At 43.1% G+C, this 23,566-nt stretch carries 19 protein-coding genes and 2 tRNA genes; 16 read left to right on the forward strand and 5 right to left on the reverse strand.

The window, feature by feature from the left end:
• Positions 1–58 precede the first annotated feature (58 nt).
• Positions 59–1,216, forward strand: a complete 1,158-nt coding sequence (locus AC4PG5_RS00505; protein ID WP_492029551.1) for a glycerate kinase family protein — start codon at positions 59–61, stop codon at positions 1,214–1,216.
• A gap of 111 nt (positions 1,217–1,327) precedes the next feature.
• Here AC4PG5_RS00505 and AC4PG5_RS00510 read toward each other — a convergent pair whose 3' ends face one another.
• Positions 1,328–1,909, reverse strand: coding sequence for an RNA polymerase sigma-70 factor (locus tag AC4PG5_RS00510; protein WP_492029552.1), 582 nt, complete (start codon positions 1,907–1,909; stop codon positions 1,328–1,330).
• 262 nt (positions 1,910–2,171) lie between these two features.
• Between AC4PG5_RS00510 and AC4PG5_RS00515 the strand changes: the two genes are divergently transcribed.
• From AC4PG5_RS00515 to AC4PG5_RS00545, 7 genes are all read left to right on the forward strand, one after another.
• Positions 2,172–3,488 carry a sulfatase gene (locus AC4PG5_RS00515; protein ID WP_492029553.1) on the forward strand — a complete coding sequence of 439 codons (1,317 nt, stop codon included), beginning with the start codon at positions 2,172–2,174 and terminating at the stop codon, positions 3,486–3,488.
• A 6-nt stretch (positions 3,489–3,494) separates the two neighbouring features.
• Positions 3,495–4,523, forward strand: a complete 1,029-nt coding sequence (locus AC4PG5_RS00520) for a FecR domain-containing protein (protein WP_492029554.1) — start codon at positions 3,495–3,497, stop codon at positions 4,521–4,523.
• Between the two features lie 43 nt (positions 4,524–4,566).
• Positions 4,567–4,800: a hypothetical protein gene (locus AC4PG5_RS00525; protein WP_492029555.1), complete on the forward strand. Its 234-nt coding sequence runs from the start codon at positions 4,567–4,569 to the stop codon at positions 4,798–4,800.
• A complete protein-coding gene (locus AC4PG5_RS00530; RefSeq protein WP_492029556.1) occupies positions 4,754–8,215 on the forward strand; it encodes a TonB-dependent receptor in 3,462 nt (1,153 codons plus the stop codon). Before AC4PG5_RS00525 ends, AC4PG5_RS00530 begins: the two co-directional genes overlap by 47 nt.
• A gap of 13 nt (positions 8,216–8,228) precedes the next feature.
• Positions 8,229–10,163, forward strand: coding sequence for a RagB/SusD family nutrient uptake outer membrane protein (locus tag AC4PG5_RS00535; protein WP_492029557.1), 1,935 nt, complete (start codon positions 8,229–8,231; stop codon positions 10,161–10,163).
• 134 nt (positions 10,164–10,297) lie between these two features.
• Positions 10,298–11,758: an arylsulfatase gene (locus AC4PG5_RS00540; protein WP_492029558.1), complete on the forward strand. Its 1,461-nt coding sequence runs from the start codon at positions 10,298–10,300 to the stop codon at positions 11,756–11,758.
• A gap of 9 nt (positions 11,759–11,767) precedes the next feature.
• Positions 11,768–13,333 (forward strand): sulfatase family protein, encoded by a 1,566-nt coding sequence (locus AC4PG5_RS00545; protein ID WP_492029559.1) that lies wholly within the window; start codon positions 11,768–11,770, stop codon positions 13,331–13,333.
• A gap of 580 nt (positions 13,334–13,913) precedes the next feature.
• On the opposite strand, the gene AC4PG5_RS00550 is transcribed toward AC4PG5_RS00545, so the two are convergent.
• Positions 13,914–14,426 carry a 3'-5' exonuclease gene (locus AC4PG5_RS00550; RefSeq protein WP_492029560.1) on the reverse strand — a complete coding sequence of 171 codons (513 nt, stop codon included), beginning with the start codon at positions 14,424–14,426 and terminating at the stop codon, positions 13,914–13,916.
• A gap of 269 nt (positions 14,427–14,695) precedes the next feature.
• On the opposite strand from AC4PG5_RS00550, the gene AC4PG5_RS00555 reads away from it, so the two are divergent.
• Both AC4PG5_RS00555 and AC4PG5_RS00560 read left to right on the forward strand, forming a co-directional pair.
• The gene (locus tag AC4PG5_RS00555; protein WP_492029561.1) at positions 14,696–15,508 is read left to right on the forward strand and encodes an AraC family transcriptional regulator; all 813 of its coding nucleotides are present in this window, start codon (positions 14,696–14,698) and stop codon (positions 15,506–15,508) included.
• A gap of 135 nt (positions 15,509–15,643) precedes the next feature.
• Complete coding sequence (locus AC4PG5_RS00560) at positions 15,644–16,171, forward strand: nitroreductase family protein (RefSeq protein WP_492029562.1); 528 nt, start codon at positions 15,644–15,646, stop codon at positions 16,169–16,171.
• 139 nt (positions 16,172–16,310) lie between these two features.
• On the opposite strand, the gene AC4PG5_RS00565 is transcribed toward AC4PG5_RS00560, so the two are convergent.
• From AC4PG5_RS00565 to AC4PG5_RS00575, 3 genes are all read right to left on the reverse strand, one after another.
• On the reverse strand, positions 16,311–17,429 hold the full coding sequence (locus AC4PG5_RS00565) for a lipid II:glycine glycyltransferase FemX (protein ID WP_492029563.1): 1,119 nt from the start codon (positions 17,427–17,429) through the stop codon (positions 16,311–16,313).
• A gap of 316 nt (positions 17,430–17,745) precedes the next feature.
• Positions 17,746–17,819 (reverse strand) — tRNA-Asp (locus AC4PG5_RS00570).
• A 36-nt stretch (positions 17,820–17,855) separates the two neighbouring features.
• A tRNA-Asp gene (locus AC4PG5_RS00575) sits at positions 17,856–17,929 on the reverse strand.
• Between the two features lie 660 nt (positions 17,930–18,589).
• On the opposite strand from AC4PG5_RS00575, the gene hisH reads away from it, so the two are divergent.
• The 6 genes from hisH (at position 18,590) to AC4PG5_RS00605 (ending at position 23,515) form a co-directional block, all read left to right on the forward strand.
• Positions 18,590–19,180 carry an imidazole glycerol phosphate synthase subunit HisH gene (hisH, locus tag AC4PG5_RS00580; RefSeq protein WP_492029564.1) on the forward strand — a complete coding sequence of 197 codons (591 nt, stop codon included), beginning with the start codon at positions 18,590–18,592 and terminating at the stop codon, positions 19,178–19,180.
• Between the two features lie 80 nt (positions 19,181–19,260).
• Positions 19,261–19,980, forward strand: coding sequence for a 1-(5-phosphoribosyl)-5-[(5-phosphoribosylamino)methylideneamino]imidazole-4-carboxamide isomerase (gene hisA, locus AC4PG5_RS00585; protein WP_492029565.1), 720 nt, complete (start codon positions 19,261–19,263; stop codon positions 19,978–19,980).
• 72 nt (positions 19,981–20,052) lie between these two features.
• A complete protein-coding gene (gene hisF, locus AC4PG5_RS00590) occupies positions 20,053–20,814 on the forward strand; it encodes an imidazole glycerol phosphate synthase subunit HisF (RefSeq protein WP_492029566.1) in 762 nt (253 codons plus the stop codon).
• Between the two features lie 12 nt (positions 20,815–20,826).
• Positions 20,827–21,441, forward strand: a complete 615-nt coding sequence (gene hisIE / locus AC4PG5_RS00595) for a bifunctional phosphoribosyl-AMP cyclohydrolase/phosphoribosyl-ATP diphosphatase HisIE (protein WP_492029567.1) — start codon at positions 20,827–20,829, stop codon at positions 21,439–21,441.
• The gene (locus tag AC4PG5_RS00600) at positions 21,423–22,181 is read left to right on the forward strand and encodes a cell division ATP-binding protein FtsE (protein WP_492029568.1); all 759 of its coding nucleotides are present in this window, start codon (positions 21,423–21,425) and stop codon (positions 22,179–22,181) included. Before hisIE ends, AC4PG5_RS00600 begins: the two co-directional genes overlap by 19 nt.
• Before the next feature lie 17 nt (positions 22,182–22,198).
• A complete protein-coding gene (locus AC4PG5_RS00605; protein ID WP_492029569.1) occupies positions 22,199–23,515 on the forward strand; it encodes an aspartate kinase in 1,317 nt (438 codons plus the stop codon).
• Positions 23,516–23,566 lie beyond the last annotated feature (51 nt).

Raw genomic sequence — 23,566 nt, forward strand, 5'->3', positions numbered from 1 at the left:
TTATTATGTATAAAAAAAAGTATCTTTAGCGGATGTATGCTGACAGAGTTAATTTGGTATGAAGAAGATCGTGATTGCAATGGACTCCTTTAAGGGGAGTCTGTCTGCCGGAGAGGTGGTCGATGTGGTTGCCGAGAGTTTTGAGGAGCTCTTTCCGGAAGCTGAGATCAGGCGTATTCCCGTATCCGATGGTGGAGAAGGGGTCTTGTCTGTCTTGATGGAACGCTATGGCGGAAGTTACCGAACCGTTGAGGTCTGCGATCCGTTGCAGCGCCCGATGAAAGCGTCGTACGGACTTTTGGATGATGGACAGACTGCATTGATTGAGATGGCCGCAGCCAGTGGGCTAACTTTAGTTCCGGAAGAGAAACGAAATCCGCTGTATACCACGTCTTATGGTACGGGGCAGCTGATTGCCGATGCTTTGGATCAGGGGTGTTCGACGTGTATCATCGGCCTTGGAGGAAGTGCGACAAACGATGCGGCGATTGGGATGCTTCAAGCTTTGGGTTTTAAATTTCTCGATAGGGAGGGAAGCGAACTGTCGGTTGGCCGAGGAGAATTATTACCTTTGGTTTTCGATGTCGATGCGTCACAAGTTCACCCCGGCGTATACCGGACAAGGTTCATCATCATCACCGATGTTCGTAATCCGTTCTATGGCCCTGAAGGAGCGGCTCAAGTTTTTGCGTCTCAAAAAGGAGCCAATGAGCGTAACGTCGGTTTCCTCGATGATGGTCTAAAACATTTTGCCGAAGTGGTCTGTCGGAAAACGGGCGATAACTTAATGAATGTTCCGGGTTCGGGAGCAGCCGGTGGAGCCGGTGGGGGACTGTTGGCTTTCTTGAAGGCGGAATTGCGACCGGGCATTGACTTTATCTTAGAGGCTTTAGACGTTCCGAGTCAGCTATTGGGAGCCGATCTGGTTGTGACGGGTGAAGGAAAGGCTGATCGGCAAACCGGTATGGGCAAGGTGGCTTATGGGGTGCTTTGTGCAGCTCAAAAACAACAGATTCCGGTGATCTTGCTGGCGGGTGGGGTGGCCGACCGAATCGCTTTGTTCGATATGGGGTTTGAGGCCGTCTTTTCGTCCACTCCTTATCCGATGAGTCTCTCTGAAGCGATGAATCCGTCGACTGCGAAGAAAAACCTCAAAGAGACCGCTGCGTCTGTTGCCCGCCTGATTCGTCTGGCCGAACAGTCGAAAGAATCATAAAAGAATTTCAGAATGGACGCTAAAAACCGAACGCCAAAGATCTAAAAGTGAAACTTAAAGACAGAATTTAAAAGCGGACGTTGAAAGTCGAAAATCAGATGAGGTCTAATATTACCTGATGACGCCCAGCATAAAGAGTAGAGGCAGATAATCTTTCAGGTCGTGACGAAGAATTTTTAGCGATTGCTGAATCCTATAATCAATGGTCTTGACCGACACATCTAGTCTTTCTGCAATCTCTTTATAACTCATATCCTTAAAACGATGCATGATAAAGGCTTCTTTGTATTTCTCGGGCAAACGAGAAACGGCCTCGTTGATCTTTCTTGATAGCTCCTCGATCTGGGCACTGTCGATGTCGTACAATGCCGATTGATTGTTCTCGAAGTATTGAGTATCTGCTCGTTTTTTAACTTCTTTCTGATTGATCTTGTTGAGACTCCGGTGATAGATGGTCTTGAAAATATAGCTGTCTAAGGAAGATTCAATAGCGAAGAAATCTTTATTATTATACAACCACATCATGACGTCTTGCACGACTTCCTCGGCATCTTCAAGTGGAATAAATCGTTGAGCATAGGCACAGTAAATGGGGTAGAATCTTTCGAATAACAGATCGAAAGCTTCTTCTCTTCCCTTCTGAAAAGAAGAAAATAACTCTCCTATGGTTTCGTTTGATCTCCTTGCTTCCATGTACTATTTGTATTAAATCGAAGGCAAAGATAGCTTTTCTTTATTTATTTTAAACTTTATTGATAAAAAATGTATTTTTGTTTAGGAGAGTTTACTTTAGGATTGTCTTTTTTATAAAGAAGCTCTTTTGAGAGAATAGTTATGACCTTTATACTATTAGTACACATTGAATAATAAACTGTTTTACATATTATTAGCCACTGAGGGATTGTGCTTTTCTACAGCAAAATCACAAAGCGACCGACCAAATATCGTCTTTATTATGACCGATGATTTGGGGGCTTTCGATTTGGGTTGTTATGGTAGTGACTTCTATGAAACGCCTAATATTGATCGTTTGGCTACACAAGGACTAAAATTCACACAGTCTTATTCTGCCGGAGCAAACTCTGCACCGAGCAGAGCTTGTTTTATGACCGGGATGTATGCTCCTCGACATGGGGTTTATACGGTTAGTCCTTCCGAACGGGGAGAGGCTTCGAAACGAAAACTGATTCCTATTGCTAATACCGAAGATGTGGCTTCTTCATTTACGACATTGGCCGAAGCATTAAAACAGTCGGGTTATGAATGTGCTCATGTTGGAAAATGGCACATGGGAAGTGATGATGAAGGTACCGGACCGCTGTCGCAAGGGTTCGACTTAAATATCGGAGGGAATAAAGCGGGAAGTCCCTATTCTTATTTTTATCCGTACTGCAATAAGGCGCATTCGAAATGTCATGTGGCTTTGGAAGAGGGTAGACCTGGAGAATACTTGACCGATCGTCTGACTCGCGAGGCTGAGCATTTTATTAAGAACCGCGACACCTCAAAACCATTCTTCCTTTATCTGGCTCATTATGCTGTGCATTCTCCTCTGACTGCTCCGCAAGATTTGGTCGATAAGTATAAGAAGAAAGTGCCCGGTAAGCATCATAAAAACCCCGTTTATGCGGCAATGATCGAAAAGGTCGATGACGGAGTGGGTGCACTCTGTGAATTGCTGGATGCCCAAGGACTGTCCGATAATACGATTTTTATCTTTACGTCCGATAATGGTGGTACGTCAATGGCTACCGACAACTTCCCGCTTCGGGGAGAGAAGGGAACTCCTTACGAAGGTGGAGTTAGAGTGCCGTTGATCATTCGTTACCCATCGAAGATTGCGCCTAAAACGGCTACTGATGTGCCGGTGGTTAATATCGACTTTTTCCCGACGTTGGTCGATTTGGTACATGGCCAACGTCCTCAAGGGTTAGATGGTGCGAATATATTCGATTTATTGTCGGCTCAACCGACTATTCAGCGTGATTTGTTTTGGCATTTCCCGGCTTATTTGGAAGGTTATGGCCGTCAGGAATTCCGCGCTACACCTTATTCGGTGATCCGTTCGGGCGATTGGAAGTTGATTTATTACTATGAAACCAAGCAATGTGAATTATTTAATTTGAAGGCTGATGTCTCGGAACGTCATAACTTGGCAACAGAATATGCCGATCGATGTGCTGAGATGAAGCAAAAACTTTTTTCGTGGCTGAAGACGACGCACGCTCCGATACCCGAGAAGATCAACCCCCAGTATAAAAACAAAGAATAAGAAAGAATGAATCTATCAGAAGATTATAATCAAAATATAGAAGAACTCCTTCCACGTTACCTCGATGGTTTGCTGACTCCGGAGGAAGAGCACCGAGTAGAAGAGTGGATGGCTGAATCTGAAGAACATCGCTCGCTGGTGAAGCAGATGAATGCGATTGCATTGGCTGCCGACTATCAGAGGATTGCTCCTGGCATTGATGTGCAAAAGGCGTTGAAACGCGTGAAACAAGGACAGAGGAAAAGAGACAGGCGTTTCTCTTTACGTTATCTTGAGCGGGTAGCGGCTATTTTGTTTATTCCTTTCCTAACGGTTGTTTTGGTTAAATATCTCTCGGTGGAGGAAGTTCCTTTAGCTCAGATGATCGAGATGAAGACTAATCCGGGGATGACCACTTCGTTTATGTTGCCCGATAGTACGTTGGTGTATTTAAATTCCGAATCGAGTTTGAAATACCCTTCTACGTTTGATGGGACAACGCGTACTGTGGTTTTAAATGGTGAAGCCTTTTTTGATGTGACTCACGATGCGAAAAAGAAATTTATAGTGCAGACGTTGCATCAGACGAGCATTGAGGTTCATGGCACTCGCTTTAATATTGAGGCTTACAATTCTGAGGAAGATGTAGTCGCTACACTCATTAGAGGTAAGATCAGTTTCCGTTATCCTGCTCCGGGTGAAGGCGTGAAGTCGGTTGCTATGTCGCCGGGACAACGCATTGTATTCGACAGTTCCTCGAAGAGGGTTCATCTGTATAACACATCTTGTTTGTCGGAAATATCTTGGGTTGATGGTAAGATTGTTTTTGACAACACCACTTTAGAGGACGCTTTGAGAATTTTAGAAAAGAGATATAATGTTGAGTTTGTGATTCGGAGTTTGAAAACGAAGGATTATGCCTTTACCGGAACTTTCACGAGTCAGCGTTTAGAACGAATCTTAGAATACTTTAAAGTTTCTTCGGGCATCCGATGGAAGTATATAGACAATGGAGACATAAAAGCCGGAAAGACAAAAGTCTTGCTTTATAAATAATTTTAAAATAAAAAACTATGAAAGACCCTTAAACCAAAAAAATATGGAAAGATATTGGCGTATCTTCCCATATCAAAACCGAAAATCACGAACAACTTGTTTGGCGACAAGTCCTGATTTACAATTTTATAACTTTAAATCATTACAAAATTATGCAAAATTATTTCAGCATCCAACGAAATCGGATGTTTTATCCGCTTTGGATAACCTTAAAAAAAATTCCCCTATCTATGAGGCTATTGGTTTTGTTTATGTTTTGTTGTGTTGGCTGGGCTAATGCAACAATTAGCTATGCACAAAAAGCTGTCATCAACTTGAATGTGCGTAATGCAAATGTTGAGGAAGTGTTGAAAGAGATTGAACATCAATCGGATTTTGGATTTTTCTACAACAATCATCAAATCGATCTGAAACGCAAGGTATCGGTAAAAATGAATAATGCCAACATCTTTGCGGTATTGAACGAAGTCTTTAAAGGGACTGATATCGAATGTACGGTATTAGATAAGAAAATAGTATTGTCTAATCTGGCAACCACACAAAAAACAGCAAAGAATGCTGCTGTTAGAATTACCGGTCGTGTGATCGATGCTAGCGGAGAACCGATTATCGGGGCTAGTGTGATTGAGAGTGGTACAACCAACGGTACAATCACCGATTTAGACGGAAAATTTATCTTGAACGTTAGTTCTCCGGATGCAACGATCGAGATTACGTATATTGGTTATAAGAAAGAAACGTTGAAAGTTGTTGCCGGAAAACCAATGGCTATCACTTTAAAAGATGACACTCGTGTTTTGGATGAAGTTGTGGTAGTCGGTTTCGGTTCTCAGAAGAAAGCGAACCTTACCGGTGCCGTTTCATCGGTAAAGATGGATGAGGTCATTGGTAACCGACCAATCTTGAATGCAGCTGATGCTCTTCAAAGTACCGTTCCGGGCTTATTGGTTTCGAATGGTGGTAATGACCCTGGAAAGAGCAAATCGTTCCAGATTCGTGGAGCTTACTCTTTAGGAATACAGAATAGTGATGGAACAATGGGAAATGCTATTAGACCATTAGTGTTGATTGATAATGTTGAAGGGGATATCGATATGATTAACCCGGAAGATATTGAAACAGTAACTGTGATGAAAGATGCTGCTTCAGCAGCAATCTTCGGAGCAAGAGCAGCCGGTGGTGTAATCTTGGTGACGACTAAACGTCCTAAAGGGGCTACCAATTTCCAACTAAACTATAACAATAATTTTGGTTTCGGTAATGCCGTAAACTTGCCTAAACAAGCTCCGCTTGCCGATTATCTAAGAGCTTATTCCGATGCTGCCGGTGATCAGTTCTGGTCGATGGGTTCACCAAGCATCAATAAATGGTTGAATTATCTGGATGAATACAAAAAAGATCCTTCTAAGTTTAACACTGTAGGCGATGGTATCTTTAAGGATACAGATGGTGCTGTTTATTACTTAAACGAAAAAGACTTGGTTGGTAACATGATTACCAATAGCTTCCAGATGACACACAACATCTCGGCATCGGGAGGTACAGAGAAGTTACGTTATCGTTTGTCAGGAGGATTCGTATCGAACGATGGTGTATTGATCACTGATAAAGATAAGTTTACTCGTTTCAATTTTAGCTCTTTTATTGCTGCCGATATAACGCCTTGGTTTACTCAAGAGGCTACGGTAAGTTATGGAAAGAGCAAGAAGACTTTACCTTCTTCTTCACTTGGAGCTATCTATTCTACCCGTTTGGTTTCTTTCTACCCGGAAGGCATTATCCCTGGTGATATCTCTTCAACCGGAAAAGATTTGCCATCGTTTACCGGACGTAACCAAGTGTTATGGGCCAATACATCGAAAGATCTCAATGACAACCCTCGTATTTTCTTGAAATCGATCTTGAAACCGGTTAAAGGATTAGAAGTTGCTTTTGAATATACCTTCGACAAGAACGTATATGATTACAGCTGGTATACCGGAAAAACGTCTTATACAACGATCCAAGGTGGAGAAAATAAAACGCCAACTGACGATTATTTGAGAAAGTACAAGCAGTATACCGACTATAATGCGATCAATATTTATGGAACGTATAACTTGAATATCGGACAACACAAGTTTAGATTGATGGGTGGTTTTAACCAAGAATCAAACTATTCTGAAACGTTAGATGCTTCTTCTTATGGACAGGCAATTATTGAAGTGCCTTCAATGGATGCCGGTACGTCGAAGATTGTGGCAAATGACTCATATTCGGAGTATGCCGTACGTGGTGGATTCTTCCGTGTGAACTATTCTTATCTCGATAAATATTTATTGGAAGTGAACGGCCGCTATGACGGATCGTCAAGATTCCCTAAGAACAATCGTTTCGGCTTCTTCCCCTCAGTTTCTGCCGGTTGGCAAGTGGCTCAAGAGAAATTCATGGATTTCAGTCGCAAATGGTTGGATGGCTTTAAATTAAGAGCGTCTTATGGTCGTATCGGAAACCAGAGCGTTGCAAACTATGCTTATATCCCATCAATGGATATCGACAATAAATATAAGAAATGGTTGGTCAACGGTGATTATGTGACTGCGATCTCAGGATTGCCTAAATTGGTTAGCCAGAACTTTACTTGGGAAAAAGTGGGTACTTTAGACCTTGGTGTAGACATTACTTTATTCAATAATCGTTTGAATGGAACATTCGACTGGTTCCAACGGGATACGAAAGGAATGCTTGCTCCGGGTATGGATCTTCCGGCTGTTGTCGGTACCGGTGCTCCTTTGCAGAACACTGCCGATATGCGCACTAGAGGTTGGGAAGTTAGCGTAAACTGGCGCGATAAGATTGGTAAGGTCGGTTATCGTTTAGGCTTTAACTTATCGGATGGACAATCGGAAATTGTGAGATATGATGACAATAAATCGAAAATACTCGATGGCTTCTATGAAGGTAAAAAACTCGGAGAAATCTGGGGATATGTTGCCGACGGTTTCTACACAGTCGATGACTTTGAAAGCACATCCACTTGGATTTTGAAAGAGGGCGTAGCTAAGATCGATGGCGTTAATCCTCGTCCGGGCGACTTGAAGTTCCAGAATCTACGTGATGACGATAAAGGAGAGAACTTGATTTATGGTGGTGATAACACCGCTTCTAATCCGGGCGACCGTAAGATCATTGGTAATACCACTCCTCGTTATTTATATGGTATCAACCTAGGGGTAAACTATGGTGGATTCGATTTGAGTGTGTTTATGCAAGGTACCGGTAAGCGTGATGCTTGGTTGGCCAATACCTTGACTTTCCCTCTTTACAGCGACTTCAAATTCATACCGTTGTACGATGGATTGAGCGACTATTGGAAACCGGCCGATAAAGACAATGGCGATTATACCGCACTTAATCCTAATGCTCGATTCCCACGTATCTATGGTGATTACGGCAATATGGGATCGAACTATAGAAAATCGGATCGTTTCTTGTCGAATGCTTCTTACTTCCGTATTAAGAATGTGACCTTATCTTATATTGTTCCTCAAAAGTGGATCAGTAAATTGATGCTCAAACAGTTGAAGGGATTTATCAGTGTTGAGAATCTAGCAACGTTCTCATCTTTGCCTTCAGGAATCGATCCTGAAACTTTAGAATGGAATTACCCTTCTTATCGTACCATATCATTTGGTTTGAACTTCACTTTATAAACTCTGAATTATTATGAAAAAGATATTTTACTCTTTACTGATATATACAGGAGTCGTGTTGACGGGATGTAACGACTCTTTCCTCGATAAGTTTCCGGTCAATAAACCTACCGAAGAAAACGTATTCAACTCATACGACAATTTCAAGGCTTTCATGTGGCCATGCTATGATATGTTTGCGAATAACACCATTGCCACCTCTTTAGGAAACAATGGACAGGACTCGCATTACCGTGGGGATATTGATGCCGGATATTTTGAAAAGAAAAGTGTAAGTGGATTCAACTCTTACGCTTACCAAACTGTCGGTAGTGTCGCTTCGGGAAATGGCTGGGACTTTGGTTATATTCGTCGTATCAACATGATGTTGTCGCACCTCGATGCTTCTTCAATGTCGGATACAGAGAAAGACCATTGGAAAGCAGTAGGCTATTTCTTCCATTCGTATTGGTATATGGAACTGATTGATCGCTTTGGGGATATTCCTTGGGTAGAAACCGTGATGGACGATCAGTCGCCTGAAGCTTTTGGTTCGCGTCTTCCTCGCAAAGAGGTGGCCGATAAAGTCTTGGAGCGCTTGAAATGGGCCGAAGAGCATATCGGGAACTTTGTAAGCAAAGATGGAGCAAATACCATCACGCAAGACTGTGTCCGTGCAGCTATCTCACGATTCACTCTTCGTGAAGGAACTTGGCGTAAATACCACAACTTGGGCGATTACGATAGTTATTTGAATGAGTGTGTTCGTGTATCTGCTTTATTGATGACGGCTTATCCAACATTGTACGTTGGAACCGACGGTCAGCCGGCTGCCGGATATGGAGAGATGTGGACGACGGAAGATTTGGGTAAAGTACCCGGTGTGATTCTTTACAGACAACACGTCGCTAACATCAATCAGAATGGAGCGAGCTATTTGGAACACACTTCTTCGCACAATGTAGAGATGAACCAGTCGACTGTCGACTTGTATTTGATGAAGAACGGTAAACCGATCTTAAACTCGGCTTCAGGTTATCATGGAGATAAAACGATGTACGCCACTTTCAGAGATCGTGACCCGCGTTTATACCATACTGTCATTCCTCCTTACAAAGTGAAATCAGGTAAAGGCCCTGAAGGTTATCGCACATGGACCTATACTACTGAGCCTGCCGATCGTGAATATATCGACATCATGGGAGCAAACACCTCATGCAGCAATCCGGGTATCGGTATGAAACGTCTTCCGGGACAAAACTGGTCGGCTTCTCTTGTTCCTGAGATCCCACGTTTGGGTACCGGAGCATTTGTGACCTGTCGCTCGGGATATTATGTTTGGAAGAACTGGAGCAACTGGGAAGAAAGCTTTAACAATGGCTTGTTAAATACTGCTGATAAACCAATCTTCAAAATTGAAGAAATCTTGTTGAACTATGCTGAGGCGATGTTCGAACTTGGACGCTTCGATCAAGGTGTTGCCGATCAGACGATCAATAAGTTGCGCGACAGAGCCGGCATTGCTCATTTGATTTTGGCTGAGGTTGATGGTAATTTCGATCCTAACCGTGGTAAATACTATCCTGCAGGTAACGAAGCCGGTATTCTGGTTGATCCGATTCTTTGGGAAGTTCGTCGTGAACGCATCATTGAGTTGATGGGCGAAGGTTTCGGCTTCTACGATGTTCGCCGTTGGAGAATGGCACCTTGGTTTGTGAATCAGACTGCGAAAGGTATTTGGATGAAAAAAACGGCTTTGCCAAGCGGGTTTACTTTGCTCAATGAGACCACAGGCGTTTCCGATGGTACATCTGGCAGCATGACTGAAGGCTATATCTATCTGTTCAACTCTCCATTAGTAGAGAATAAAGGATGGTTAGAAAAATATTATCTCTATCAAGTTCCGACCGGGGAGATTCTTTTGAATCCTGATATCACTCAGAATCCGGGATGGGACACCGCCAATTGATAAGGTGAACTAGAAGTTCAGACTGTTGCGTGGTTCTCTAAAAACGTTTTATAGAAACGATAGTTGTTAGAGGGTTTTGCAGGAGTCTGAACTTTTTTTATTTTTGTTGATTAAGTCTTAAAAATAGAATAAACATGAATCGTGAACTAATTTACGGAAGTGCATTCCTCTTGAGTTTGATCGGAATGCCTCAAGCACAAGCAAAGAAACAAACACAGAAAACTAAAAAACAACAAGCGCCTAACGTGGTGTTTATCTTGGCCGATGACCTTGGTTATGGCGATTTGAGCTGCTACGGACAGGAGAAGTTCCAAACGCCTAACATTGACAAACTGGCACAGGATGGAATGCGATTTACGCAATTCTATTCCGGAACCACTGTCAGCGCCCCGTCACGATCGTGTCTGTTGACCGGTACTCACACAGGACATACGCCTATACGCGGTAATATGGAAATCTCTCCCGAAGGACAAACGCCTTTTCCTGAAGGTACGGAAACTATTTTTCAAGACTTTAAAAATGCAGGCTATACCACCGGAGTCTTTGGTAAATGGGGCTTAGGTTATATTGGTACAAGCGGCGATCCTAACCGTGTAGGAGTTGACTCCTTCTTTGGTTATAACTGTCAGCTACTGGCTCATAGCTATTATCCCGATCATCTTTGGGAAAACGATAAACGCATCGATCTGAAAGATAATGTCCTCGAAGTGCAATATGGCAAAGGGACTTATTCGCAAGATCTGATCCATCAGAAAGCGCTCGACTTTTTAAATCAGGTGGGAACAGACGAACCGTTCTTCATGTGGTATCCAACGGTGATTCCTCATGCCGAACTGATCGTCCCTGAAGATAGCATCATCAAGAAATTCCGTGGAAAATTTCCGGAGGTGGCTTATCAAGGGGTTGAGCCTGGTAGTCGTGGATTTAGAAAAGGTGGTTATTGTTCGCAATTCTATCCTCATGCAACGTTTGCAGCGATGGTAACTCGCCTCGATCTTTATGTCGGACAGATTGTTCAGAAACTTAAAGATATGGGAGTCTACGAGAATACGATTATCGTCTTTTCGAGTGATAACGGCCCTCATAAAGAAGGAGGAGCCGATCCCGACTTCTTTAACAGCAATGGTATCTGGCGCGGGTATAAAAGAGATTTATACGAAGGAGGCATTCGTGTGCCGATGATCGTATCATGGAAAGGACATGTTGAACCGGGCACCCAGACTGATTTTATGTCATCGTTTTGGGATCTCATGCCAACGTTTAGAGAGGTCTTAAAACAAAAGTTCAATCCGAATGCAATGGATGGGGTAAGTTTATTACCTTTGTGGCAAAACAAAAAAGGGCAAAAGGAACACAATTATCTTTATTTCGAATTTCAAGAGATGAATGGTCGTCAGGCCGTCAGAAAAGGGCCGTGGAAGCTTCTTCATTTGAATATACGTGGAAAGCAACCTTATTATGAACTGTACAACCTGAATTCAGATCCTTCGGAACATCACAATGTACTTAGTCAGTACCCGGAGAAAGTGAGCGAGCTGAAGGCCATTATGCAGAATGCCCGTGTTGAGAATGCTAATTTCCCATTGTTTAAATAATAATATCTTATGAGACCTTATTTTTTATTCGCTTTTTTGTCGCCCATCAGCTCTATTATGGCTGGTACGACAGACAAAGCTGACCAAAACAAACACAAACAGAACGAGCCCACTAGACCGAATGTGGTCTTTATCTATGCCGATGACATGGGTTATGGCGATTTGGAATGTTACGGAGCCAAGAATGTTCACACACCGAATGTGAATCGCTTAGCTGCCGAAGGTATGCGGCTGACCAATGCTCATGCGACAGCGGCAACCAGTACCCCTTCACGTTATTCTTTGCTGACGGGGGAATATGCTTGGCGTCGACCGGGCACAGATGTGGCTGCCGGTGATGCGGGTATGATTATCCGTCCGGAACGTTATACACTGGCCGATGTCTTCCAACAAGCCGGTTATGCGACTGCTGCTATTGGTAAATGGCATTTAGGTTTGGGCGACAAAACCGGTGAACAAGATTGGAATGCACCGTTACCCGCTGCTTTAGGCGATTTGGGTTTCGATTATTCGTATATCATGGCGGCTACAGCCGACCGTGTGCCTTGTGTCTTTATTGAAAACGGTAGGGTAGCCAACTACGATCCTTCTGCACCGATAGAGGTGAGCTACCGCCAACCAATCAAAGGTGAACCGTTAGGAAAAGATCATCCGGAATTGCTTTATAACTTAAAATCGAGCCACGGACATGACATGGCGATTGTCAATGGTATTGGCCGTATCGGTTATATGAAAGGTGGTGGTAAAGCGCTTTGGAAAGATGAAAATATTGCCGATTCGATCACGTCGCATGCGGTCGATTTCATCAAAGCCAATCGCAATCAACCGTTCTTTATGTATTTCGCAACAAATGATGTTCACGTTCCTCGTTTCCCGCATCCACGGTTTAGAGGAAAGAGTGGCATGGGATTGCGTGGCGATGCTATTGCACAGTTCGACTGGAGCGTGGGACAGATCTTGAAGACTCTCGACGAGTTGGGGCTGACTGAGAATACATTGATCATTCTTTCGAGCGACAATGGTCCGGTGGTCGATGACGGTTACCAAGATCAGGCTGAAGAATTGTTGAATGGGCACTCTCCTGCAGGCAATTTACGTGGAAATAAATATAGTGCTTTCGAAGGTGGTACACGGGTACCGGCCATCGTTCGTTGGCCTAAGCAAGTGAAACGCGGAATCGTTTCCGACGCTTTGGTGTCACAGATCGACTGGATGAGCTCAATGGCTGCTTTGGTTGGCGAACGTCTTCCAAAAGGGGCTGCTCCCGATAGCTTCAACTACTTAGAGAGTTGGTTGGGAAAAACAACAACGGAGCGTCCTTGGGTGATCGAACAAGCAGCGAACCACTCTTTGTCGGTACGCACACCCGAATGGAAATATATCGAATCGAACGACGGTGGACCGATGATTACTTGGGGACCGAAAATAGAGACGGGTAACCTTCCTGCTCCTCAGCTCTACAACTTGAAGCAATCGGCTTTTGAGAAAGAAAATGTGGCTGAAGCCAATACTTCAGTCTTGTTTGAGTTGCAAAACATCTTACGTCGGGTAAAGGCTGGAAACCTGAAACCTTAGAGCTTAAGATCGGGTAAAGTTGCGGAATCGTTCTGACGATTTAGAACGTTCGTTCAACTTGCGCGATTCATTCAGAAACGAGTAAATTGATTGGTCTTGCTGTCTGGCAAGCCCGTAAAAAGATCAATGATAAGTTCAGGCTACCAGTAAAATGGTGGCCTGATTTTTTTTAGTGATCCTCTCTCACTAGGGAGTGATCGTTTGTCTATCTTTTTAGGGATAAGAGTTTATAAGGGACTAGGTCTTTAGAAATAAGAGCGAAGGGGCGTCTACTTTTTTAGTTTAAGGCTGAATCATGTTTAATCTCTACTGATCTGAAAATTCCCTTATATACGATAAAAATAATCGTAAGTCGTGGAAAAAAGTTTCGTCCTTTGGAAACTAAAATTTCGATTGGACGAAACAAAAATTTGTATAGGACGAAACTGAAGTTTCGATTTGATGGGACTTTGGAGTCGTCCGTAGAAACTCGAAGTTCGCCCGTGGAAAATGGAAATAGCTTCGTCAAAGAAGGAAAAAATTCAACGGATTAGGTGAAGCAGCGGACTATTGTTGTGTGGCGAACAACCGCTCTTCCGACTTAGAAGAGTTGTTCGTCTCCCCATAATCGCATAGCGATGTGAGCACAGGCTTCAGCGTCGGCTAGCGCGTGGTGGTGGTTCTTTAAGGAGAATCCGCAACGTTCGGCTACCGTATCGAGCTTATGATTGGGAAGAGCCTTCCCGAAATATTTGCGCGATCCGCGACAGGTGCAATAGAAGAGATAATTAGGATATTCCATGTGGTAGAGTTCGTGTACCGCCCGCAAACATCCTTCGTCGAAGGGACTGTTGTGTGCGATCAAGGGAAGATCGTTGAGTTGCGCCTTGATTTCGTCCCAGACCTCCGGAAACTCCCGGGCTTCTTTAGTGTCGGCATAGGTCAGCCCATGTACGGCGGTGTTCCATTGCGAATAGAAGTTTGGATTCGGACGGATCAAACGGTAGAATTTATCGGTGATCTGTCCGTTGCGGACGATGATAATCCCCACGCTGCAAACGCTCGTGCGGTGTTGGTTGGCAGTTTCAAAATCTATGGCGGCAAAATTCTTCATGACTGTTCGAACTAAAATAAATGGGTTTTGATCTTTCCGGCCGATAGTCGGAAGGATCAAAACCTGTCAAAAATAGATCTTCTCAATTTATAAAGCAAAGAAAAAGTGAAATTCTTTCCGGCTTATTGATTAGTTATGAAACTGTTTGTGTCTTTTTTTGTAACTTCGATCATTTAAATATTTAGTTGTACCAATTCGCGATCAGTTACTTTTCCTATATTGAAAGGGCTGATGAAATGGGATGACTCTGGATCTGTAATGTTGATTGGATGTATAAAGAATATTTGCCGTGTGATCTCTTATCTCCTTATATTGATCGATACTGGGAATATGAGGGGCAACCTAAATATGAAACAAGAATAAGTATACCGCCGTATGGGTGTACCGATTTTGTATTTACTCTTGGGGAGGGGGTACATGACATAAACAATGCATTGGAGATGCAACCGTATCATTCGTATTTTGTTGGGCCAATGAATACGCATACCGAATTAGTCACATTGTCCAACCACGTACATGTGTTTGGTATTCGTTTTTTACCGGGTGGACTATATCGTTTGATGGGATTGCCTTTAAATGAATTGGTAAATCATAAATGCCATGCTAGCGATTTAACAAATCTCTTTGAAGGCTCTTTTATTGAAAGATTATACGAAGGGTGGATGCATAACGCAGTTGCTGAGGTTGTAGATCAATTTTTGGTTGTGCAACTAAAGAAGTACGATCCTAAAACGGATGAGAAAATTCTTTTTGCTGTAGATCAGATTAATCAATGCAAGGGAGTGTTGTCTATGCGTGCATTGGCTAGCACTGTTTGTTTATGTCAACGTCATCTCGAGAGAAAATTTAAGATCTATACGGGATACTCTCCAAAAGAATATGGTCAAATCATTCGATTCTGGAATGCAATTGACCTATTAAGGAAAATGCCTAATGATAATTTGTTATCAACGGCTGTCGCAGCAGGGTATTATGATGTTCCGCATCTTTCGCGTGAAGTTAAACGATTATCTGGCAATACTCCTTCTGCTTTCTTAATGTTGCCTTCTTCAATCACGACTCGTATCTATCTAGAATCATAAAAGTCGTTTTTATACACTATTTCTGCCTTTCTTCCTAAGTACTTTTGTTGTGGTCTATTCTGATGAACCGTTTGTCATGGAATGCGGCTCGTCAAAAAGGGTAGCATCTTATTTAAATCGTAAAACCAAAAGAAAATGATGAGATTTTTAGATTTAGCGAAACGTCGCTGTACTATCCGGTCGTTTACCAAACAACCTATTGAGAAGGAAAAGCTGGATTATATATTGGAATCAGGACGCGTGGCTCCAACGGCATGTAATAAACAACCTCAGCGGATTATCGTCGTTCGATCTCCCGATAATATAAGAAAAATTCAGAAGGCGTATAAAACTTTTGGATCGCAAGGTGTGCTGGTGATTTGCCGAGATACAAGGGAGGCTTTGATTAGGCCTTTTGATGGTAAATGTTCCGGTGATTTAGATATTGGAATCATAACAGATCACATGATGCTAGCCGCAAGAGAGGTTGGCATCGGTAGTGTTATGATAGGTTTGTTCGACCCTTTGATCATAAGAAAGGAGTTTTCTATTCCGGATTATATCGAACCGACAGCCTTACTCGTTTTAGGTTATCCTAAGGTTGGCTTTTTAGATGAAAATCGGCATACTACCGAACGTAAACCACTGGATGAAACGGTGATGTTGGAAGAATACCTTGAATGACTGTTCGAACTAAAATAAATGGGTTTTGATCTTTCCGGTCGACAGTCGGAAGGATCAAAACCTGTCAAAAATAGATCTTTTTAATTTATAGAGCAAGGAAGAAAAAGAAAACAGGACAGAATTTTTCTTTCCGGCTTTCCTATTGATAATAACCCTGAAGGTTCATTTCGTGGGCTTGTAGTTGGGCATACTTATTGGCATCGAGCGGATAATCCCAACACCCCATTTGGTGGAACATATCGCCGCCAAAACCTTTCTTAAACTTGTAAAGGCCATACATCGGGTGTGAAGGCTCAGGACGAGGAGCGGCGCCGAACATGTCGTATTCGGTACATCCGTTCTCTTTTGCGAGACGCATTGCTTCCCATTGCAAGAGATAAGTTGGCATGAGGTTGCGTTTGTGTGAAGCCGAAGCGCCATATAGATAGGTGGCTCGGTGGCTCGAGAGTACTAAGAACATGGCGGCCAGAGGTTCGTCGTCGTGATATGCGATAAGGAGTCGGACTTGTACGTTCTCGTCTTCTCTTTCCATTTTCGATAGTAGAACAGCTTTGAAACAATCGATGTCATTGATGTGTAACCCGTTCCGCAAGGCTGTTTCCTGATAAAGAGCGTACCAAATGTCCAATCCTTCTTTCCCGGCCACTCTAACTTCTACGCCTTTCCGCTTGGCCAAGCCGATATTGTATCGGGTTTTCATCTTCATGTGTGCCAAGATCTGATCCTCATCGGCACTCAAGTCGACAATGATGGTATTAGTTGGCAAGATGTTCTGATTGGCTTTCTTAAAGTTCCATTCGGTTGTGCCGAAGTTGAACCTGAATTCTTGAATATGTTGTTCGGGTTCACCCTTCCATAAGCCGTCCTCATCGAAGTCGTCTTCTTTACTCCAATGCGATTCCCAATTTAAGTCGTAGCGTAAGGTGATGCAGTTTTTGGGTAGATACGATCGGAGCGATTCGGAGAGTTCTTCCAGAAAAGCACCTTGATTCTCTTCCGAAGGTTCAACTTCCGGGCCGTAGGGGAGATAGGCGATGCAATCTTCCGAGTTTAAATATTGGAAAAACATCAGAATATCCGATTGGGTGCATGAGTAGCCTCCAACATTGACGTATAGGTCGCTGTTACGCACTTTAAATTCAAAGGCTTTGGAGTTGATACCTTGGTGTCGCTTTACTTTCGACCAAAATGAGGTTTGTTGTATGATTGGGGTGTCGTACACATTCACAATTTCTTTTGGCTCTAGGTCTAGTGTCATTTTGCTGTTTTACTTTAATCAATTATATATAATAAGGTGTACCCCGGACGTATTGACGTGTGAAATGAATGATGGCTCTTAGGAGATAAGGACTGAGGGTTTGTTGTTGATCGAACATGAACGGGCAACTTCTCATTGTTGCTATGAGATTTCATTGAAAAGAAGTCTTGGCTTATCTTAAAGAAGCATTCCGGTGATCTCGGAAAACTATTCGGTATGACTCAATAATATCCGGAGAAATTGAACGTCTCCGCTTGGATTTTTCATATAAATAAAAAGTCCCACAAAATTATTTTGCGGAACTTTTTCGCTTTCGCGGTCTGGACGGGACTCGAACCCGCGACCCCATGCGTGACAGGCATGTATTCTAACCAACTGAACTACCAGACCAAGATTGAAATAAAATTAAAAAATCGCTTTTGAAAGCGGTCTGGACGGGACTCGAACCCGCGACCCCATGCGTGACAGGCATGTATTCTAACCAACTGAACTACCAGACCAAAATTTCATTATTTTTTTTAATTCGCATCTCTCTCGATTGCGGATGCAAAGGTAGTTGTTTTTTGCATATCTGCAAGTGTTTTGGAGAAAGTTTTTTCCTTGTTTTTTGTACTTTTATTCTTACTCTCTCATTTTGAGTACTTTCTGATCGTTATTTTTTTTATCCAAATGGGCGACTATTCGATGCTATTCTTTCCGATCGACTTTTTAAATCGGCAGTAAGCGATAAAAAGGGGCAGTCTATTGCTCTAAACGGGGACTTGAATTGTTATGAGCGGGCGGTCGACTCTCGCAGGAGTTGCCATTCTTTGCGATGAAAAAGAGGGGAAATTTGACTTGTTCTGGTACAGCTAGTCTTGGATATGCTTCGGAAAAGTGAATTTTCTGTTGATATTTTTTGTGTGATACGAGGAACCTTCCGAGGATAAAGGGGAAAGTGTCTTTCTATTATATTGTTTTAATAGGTCCCGTGAAATGTATAAATTATCAATAAAAAGTGGTTTTATTGATATAATTACGTTATTTTATCCTCTTAACGGAAGTTTTTGCTTTATATATTCGTGCTTTTGCAATAAATCGTTATTTTTGCGAAATGAACGATGATTAGTCCTTGATTGATCATTTTATAGAGGTAGATCGTGTACAATATTGGATAATGAATGAAAGTTGCAATCATAAAATATAATGCAGGTAACGTTTACTCTGTCGATTATGCTTTAAGACGCTTGGGTGTTGAGGCGGTAATCACGGACGATAAAGAGGTGCTTTGTTCCGCCGATAAGGTGATCTTCCCCGGTGTCGGTGAGGCGGAAACCACGATGCGTTATTTGACTCAAAGCGGATTGGATTCCGTGATCAAGGGGCTTACACAGCCTGTTTTGGGCATTTGTTTGGGGATGCAGCTGATGTGTCGTTTCTCGGAAGAGGGGCATGTGGAAGGATTGAACCTCTTTGATGTGGACGTGAAGCGTTTCATTCCCACTCGACATGATGAGAAGGTTCCTCATATGGGATGGAATACTATCGGACAACTGAAGAGTCCGCTGTTTACCGACATTGCCGAAGGGGAATTTGTCTATTTCGTCCATAGCTTTTATGTTCCTAAAGGTCAGCATACCATTGCGGAAACAGACTATATCCATCCGTTTACTGCCGCCATTCATAAAGATAACTTTTACGCCACTCAATTTCATCCCGAAAAAAGCGGAAAAGTCGGCGAGCATATCTTGCATAACTTCCTAAGTCTGTAAGCTGTTTCGTACAGCGATAAGCCGGTACTTGGTCGAAGTTGAATGAATCTAACCCATTAATCGATTAAAATTTAAACAAAGTGATAGAGATTATTCCTGCTATTGATATTATAGATGGCAAATGTGTACGACTGTCGAAAGGGGATTATGACACTAAAAAGGTCTATAATGAGAATCCTGTTGAGGTGGCTAAGGCTTTTGAAGATAACGGTATTCGCCGTCTTCACATGGTCGATCTTGATGGGGCAGCTTCGAAGCATATTGTCAACTATCGGATCTTGGAACGTGTGGCTACGGAGACGGCTTTGGTGGTCGATTTTGGTGGCGGGGTGAAGAGTGACGATGATTTGCGTATTGCTTTTGAGTGTGGTGCGCAGATGGTTACCGGCGGTAGCATTGCGGTGAGTCATCCGGAACGTTTCTTGCATTGGCTGGAGACTTATGGCGCAGAGCGAATCATCTTGGGTGCTGATGTGAAAGAGTATAAGGTAGCGGTTAACGGTTGGAAGGAACAGACGACTCGTGATTTATTTCCATTCCTTGATGAATACATCGGACACGGGGTGAAGAAGGTGATCTGTACCGACATTGATTGTGACGGAATGCTTAAGGGACCGTCGATGAAGCTTTATCGCGAGATCTTAGAACAACATGCGACACTTCACCTCATAGCAAGTGGGGGTGTGGGTTGCTTAGATGATATTGTGGCACTCGAAGAGGCCGGAGTGCCGGGAGTTATTCTTGGAAAAGCTCTTTATGAGGGACGGGTGTCGTTGCACGACTTGCAACGTTTTTCGTAGCTTTCGTTTAATGAGTTTTTAATGATAAGTATGATCATGACCGTTGTAGACGGTTACTAAAAATAGAGAACGGTGTTAGCAAAACGTATTATACCTTGTTTGGATATAAAAGATGGACAGACGGTCAAAGGGACTCAGTTTGTCAATCTGACAGAAGTTGGTGATCCGGTGGAGTTGGCTCGGTTTTATAGCGAACAAGGAGCCGATGAGTTGGTGTTTCTCGATATTACTGCAAGTCACGAAAAACGGAAGACGTTTGTGGAATTGGTGAGACGTATTGCGGCGAACATTAATATTCCTTTTACGGTTGGCGGGGGAATTAATGAGTTGAGCGATGTTGACCGTTTGTTAAATGCCGGCGCCGATAAGATCTCGATCAACTCTTCGGCTATTCGTCAGCCCGACTTGATCGATCAGATTGCAAAGCACTTCGGATCGCAGGTTTGTGTTTTGGCAGTCGATGCTAAACAAACCGATCGGGGCTGGAAGTGCTACTTGAATGGTGGACGATTGGAAACGGAGCGTGAGTTGTCTGCTTGGGCATTAGAGGCACAAGAACGTGGAGCGGGCGAACTGCTGTTCACGAGTATGGATCACGATGGGGTGAAGACCGGATATGCCAATGAGGCGTTGGCGGAACTAGCCGATCGACTTTCTATTCCGATCATCGCCTCGGGCGGTGCAGGACGGAAAGAGGATTTTAAAACTGTTTTTATCGAAGGAAAAGCAGATGCAGCGTTGGCTGCCAGTGTTTTTCATTTCGGAGAAATAAAGATTCCCGAATTAAAATTGTATCTTTGTAGCCAAGGTGTTACGATGAGAATATTGGATTAAAAGTAAGAGTACATGGAATTGGATTTTGACAAGATGAACGGACTTGTTCCGGCGATCATCCAAGATGACAAAACGAATAAGGTTTTGATGCTCGGCTTCATGAATAAGGAGGCTTACGAGCGCACAGTAGAGGGAGGCAAGGTGACCTTCTTTAGTCGCACAAAGAATCGTCTTTGGACGAAAGGCGAAGAGAGTGGACATTTTCTTCATGTGGTGTCGATCACATCCGACTGTGACCATGATACACTTTTAATTAAGGTTGATCCGGTAGGTCCGGTTTGTCATACCGGTGCGGATACGTGCTGGGGAGAGACGAATGAGGAACCGGTATTGTTCTTGAAGGCTCTTCAGGACTTTATCGACCGTCGTTATCAAGAGATGCCTGAAGGGTCGTACACCACGAGTTTGTTTCAATCGGGCGTGAATAAGATGGCTCAAAAGGTTGGTGAAGAGGCTGTGGAAGCGGTTATCGAAGCGACCAATGGTACCGATGAACGGTTGATCTATGAGGGAGCCGATTTATTGTATCACCTGATTGTTTTATTGACCTCTAAAGGTTATCGCCTAGAGGATTTGGCACGCGAATTGGAGAGTAGACATAACGATACATGGAAGAGACACTCATAAAATATAGTGAGGTTGAGGTTCATCAGCAGGAACTAGCTGTGCTGAGGAACGTCAATTTCGAACTTCGAAAAGGAGCATTTGTTTATTTAATAGGGAAGGTTGGTACCGGAAAAACCAGCTTACTCAAAACGTTCTATGGCGAATTGGAAGTGATGGACGGTGAGGCTCAGGTTTTGGGCTTCGACATGCGGAGCATGAAGCGGAAACATATCCCGCAGTTGCGCCGTAAGTTGGGTATCGTCTTTCAAGATTTCCAATTGCTCACCGATCGTTGTGTATACGATAATCTTGAATTTGTGTTGCGAGCTACCGGGTGGACCGATAAGCAGGCGATTAAGGAACGTATATACGAGGTGTTGCAGCAAGTAGGCATGGATAATAAGGGATATAAATTCCCTAATGAATTGTCGGGAGGTGAACAGCAGCGTATTGTGATTGCAAGGGCTGTGCTAAATGCTCCGGATATTATTTTGGCCGATGAGCCGACGGGAAATCTCGATGTGGAAACGAGTAAGGCGATTGTGGAGCTGTTGCACCGCATTTGTGAAAGTGGTTCGGCTGTGGTGATGACCACACACAACTTGCAGTTGCCGCGACAATATCCGGGACAGGTTTACTGTTGTGTCGATCATAAATTGGTTGATGTCACGCCTGAGTTTGCCGATCGTGCTTCACATGAAGAGAATGATCCTTTACACTCGAAGAAAGTAAAGACAATTGAAATAGAATTAATTAGATAACTAAAACTGTAACGAGAATGAAAGTTTTAAAGTTTGGAGGAACTTCCGTTGGTTCTGCACAGCGCATGAAGGAAGTAGCCAAATTGATTACCGATGGTGAAAAAAAGATTGTTGTGCTTTCGGCTATGTCGGGGACTACAAACACTTTGGTGGAAATTTCGGACTATCTGTATAAGAAGAATCCGGAGGGTGCGAACGAAATTATCAATACGCTGGAAGTGAAATATAAACAGCATATTGATGAACTTTACTCTACTGCTGAATATAAACAGAAAGCTTTAGAGGCAGTGAAGTCTTACTTCGATTATATTCGTTCGTATACAAAAGATCTTTTTACCTTATTCGAAGAGAAAGTCGTATTGGCCCAAGGTGAATTGATCTCTACGGCAATGGTCAATTTCTATTTACAGGAATGTGGCGTGAAATCGGTTTTACTTCCGGCTTTAGAATTTATGCGTACAGATAAGAATGCAGAACCTGATCCGGTATACATCCATGAGAAACTGAATGCACAGGTTGATTTGTATCCGGAAGCTGAGATTTTTATTACTCAGGGCTTCATCTGTCGCAATGCTTATGGTGAGATTGATAACTTGCAACGTGGGGGTAGTGACTATACGGCCTCTTTGATCGGTGTGGCAGTTAATGCTTCGGAAATTCAGATCTGGACAGATATTGACGGTATGCACAATAACGATCCGCGTATCGTGGAGAAGACTTCTCCTGTACGTCAGTTGCACTTTGAAGAAGCTGCGGAGTTGGCTTATTTTGGTGCGAAGATTTTGCACCCAACTTGTGTACAGCCGGCGAAATATGCTAATATTCCGGTACGTCTGTTGAATACCATGGAACCGTCGGCTCCGGGTACGTTGATTTCTAACGATACGGAAAAAGGTAAGATCAAGGCAGTAGCGGCTAAGGATAACATTACAGCCATTAAGATTAAGTCTAGCCGTATGCTTTTAGCTCATGGCTTCTTGCGTAAGGTGTTCGAAATCTTTGAAAGCTATCAGACTTCTATCGACATGATTTGTACGTCGGAAGTTGGGGTTTCGGTTACCGTCGACAATACCAAACACTTGAATGAGGTTTTAGATGATCTGAAGAAGTATGGTACGGTTACGGTCGACGAAGATATGTGTATCATTTGTGTGGTTGGTGATTTGGAATGGGAAAACGTCGGCTTTGAGGCGAAAGCACTCGATGCCATGCGCGATATTCCTGTACGAATGATCTCGTTTGGAGGAAGCAACTACAACATCTCTTTCTTGATTCGGGAATCGGATAAGAAAGCGGCTTTACAAGCATTAAGCCGAATGCTTTTTAACGAATAATAATTTGATTTGATATAGGAGCGCTTTTGATCTGTTCGATCGGAAGCGCTC

It is taken from the genome of Bacteroides sp. QWL-09, from assembly GCF_058683585.1.

Coding starts and splice junctions, on each gene's coding strand:
- hisIE (WP_492029567.1), top strand. CDS start 20,827: ATGGAATTGGATTTTGACAAGATGAACGGACTTGTTCCGGCGATCATC.
- AC4PG5_RS00525 (WP_492029555.1), top strand. CDS start 4,567: ATGGAAAGATATTGGCGTATCTTCCCATATCAAAACCGAAAATCACGA.
- AC4PG5_RS00600 (WP_492029568.1), top strand. CDS start 21,423: ATGGAAGAGACACTCATAAAATATAGTGAGGTTGAGGTTCATCAGCAG.
- AC4PG5_RS00505 (WP_492029551.1), top strand. CDS start 59: ATGAAGAAGATCGTGATTGCAATGGACTCCTTTAAGGGGAGTCTGTCT.
- AC4PG5_RS00560 (WP_492029562.1), top strand. CDS start 15,644: ATGATGAGATTTTTAGATTTAGCGAAACGTCGCTGTACTATCCGGTCG.
- AC4PG5_RS00555 (WP_492029561.1), top strand. CDS start 14,696: ATGTATAAAGAATATTTGCCGTGTGATCTCTTATCTCCTTATATTGAT.
- AC4PG5_RS00510 (WP_492029552.1), bottom strand. CDS start 1,909: ATGGAAGCAAGGAGATCAAACGAAACCATAGGAGAGTTATTTTCTTCT.
- hisH (WP_492029564.1), top strand. CDS start 18,590: ATGAAAGTTGCAATCATAAAATATAATGCAGGTAACGTTTACTCTGTC.
- AC4PG5_RS00550 (WP_492029560.1), bottom strand. CDS start 14,426: ATGAAGAATTTTGCCGCCATAGATTTTGAAACTGCCAACCAACACCGC.
- AC4PG5_RS00535 (WP_492029557.1), top strand. CDS start 8,229: ATGAAAAAGATATTTTACTCTTTACTGATATATACAGGAGTCGTGTTG.
- AC4PG5_RS00515 (WP_492029553.1), top strand. CDS start 2,172: ATGACCGATGATTTGGGGGCTTTCGATTTGGGTTGTTATGGTAGTGAC.
- AC4PG5_RS00545 (WP_492029559.1), top strand. CDS start 11,768: ATGAGACCTTATTTTTTATTCGCTTTTTTGTCGCCCATCAGCTCTATT.
- AC4PG5_RS00530 (WP_492029556.1), top strand. CDS start 4,754: ATGAGGCTATTGGTTTTGTTTATGTTTTGTTGTGTTGGCTGGGCTAAT.
- AC4PG5_RS00540 (WP_492029558.1), top strand. CDS start 10,298: ATGAATCGTGAACTAATTTACGGAAGTGCATTCCTCTTGAGTTTGATC.
- AC4PG5_RS00520 (WP_492029554.1), top strand. CDS start 3,495: ATGAATCTATCAGAAGATTATAATCAAAATATAGAAGAACTCCTTCCA.
- AC4PG5_RS00605 (WP_492029569.1), top strand. CDS start 22,199: ATGAAAGTTTTAAAGTTTGGAGGAACTTCCGTTGGTTCTGCACAGCGC.
- AC4PG5_RS00565 (WP_492029563.1), bottom strand. CDS start 17,429: ATGACACTAGACCTAGAGCCAAAAGAAATTGTGAATGTGTACGACACC.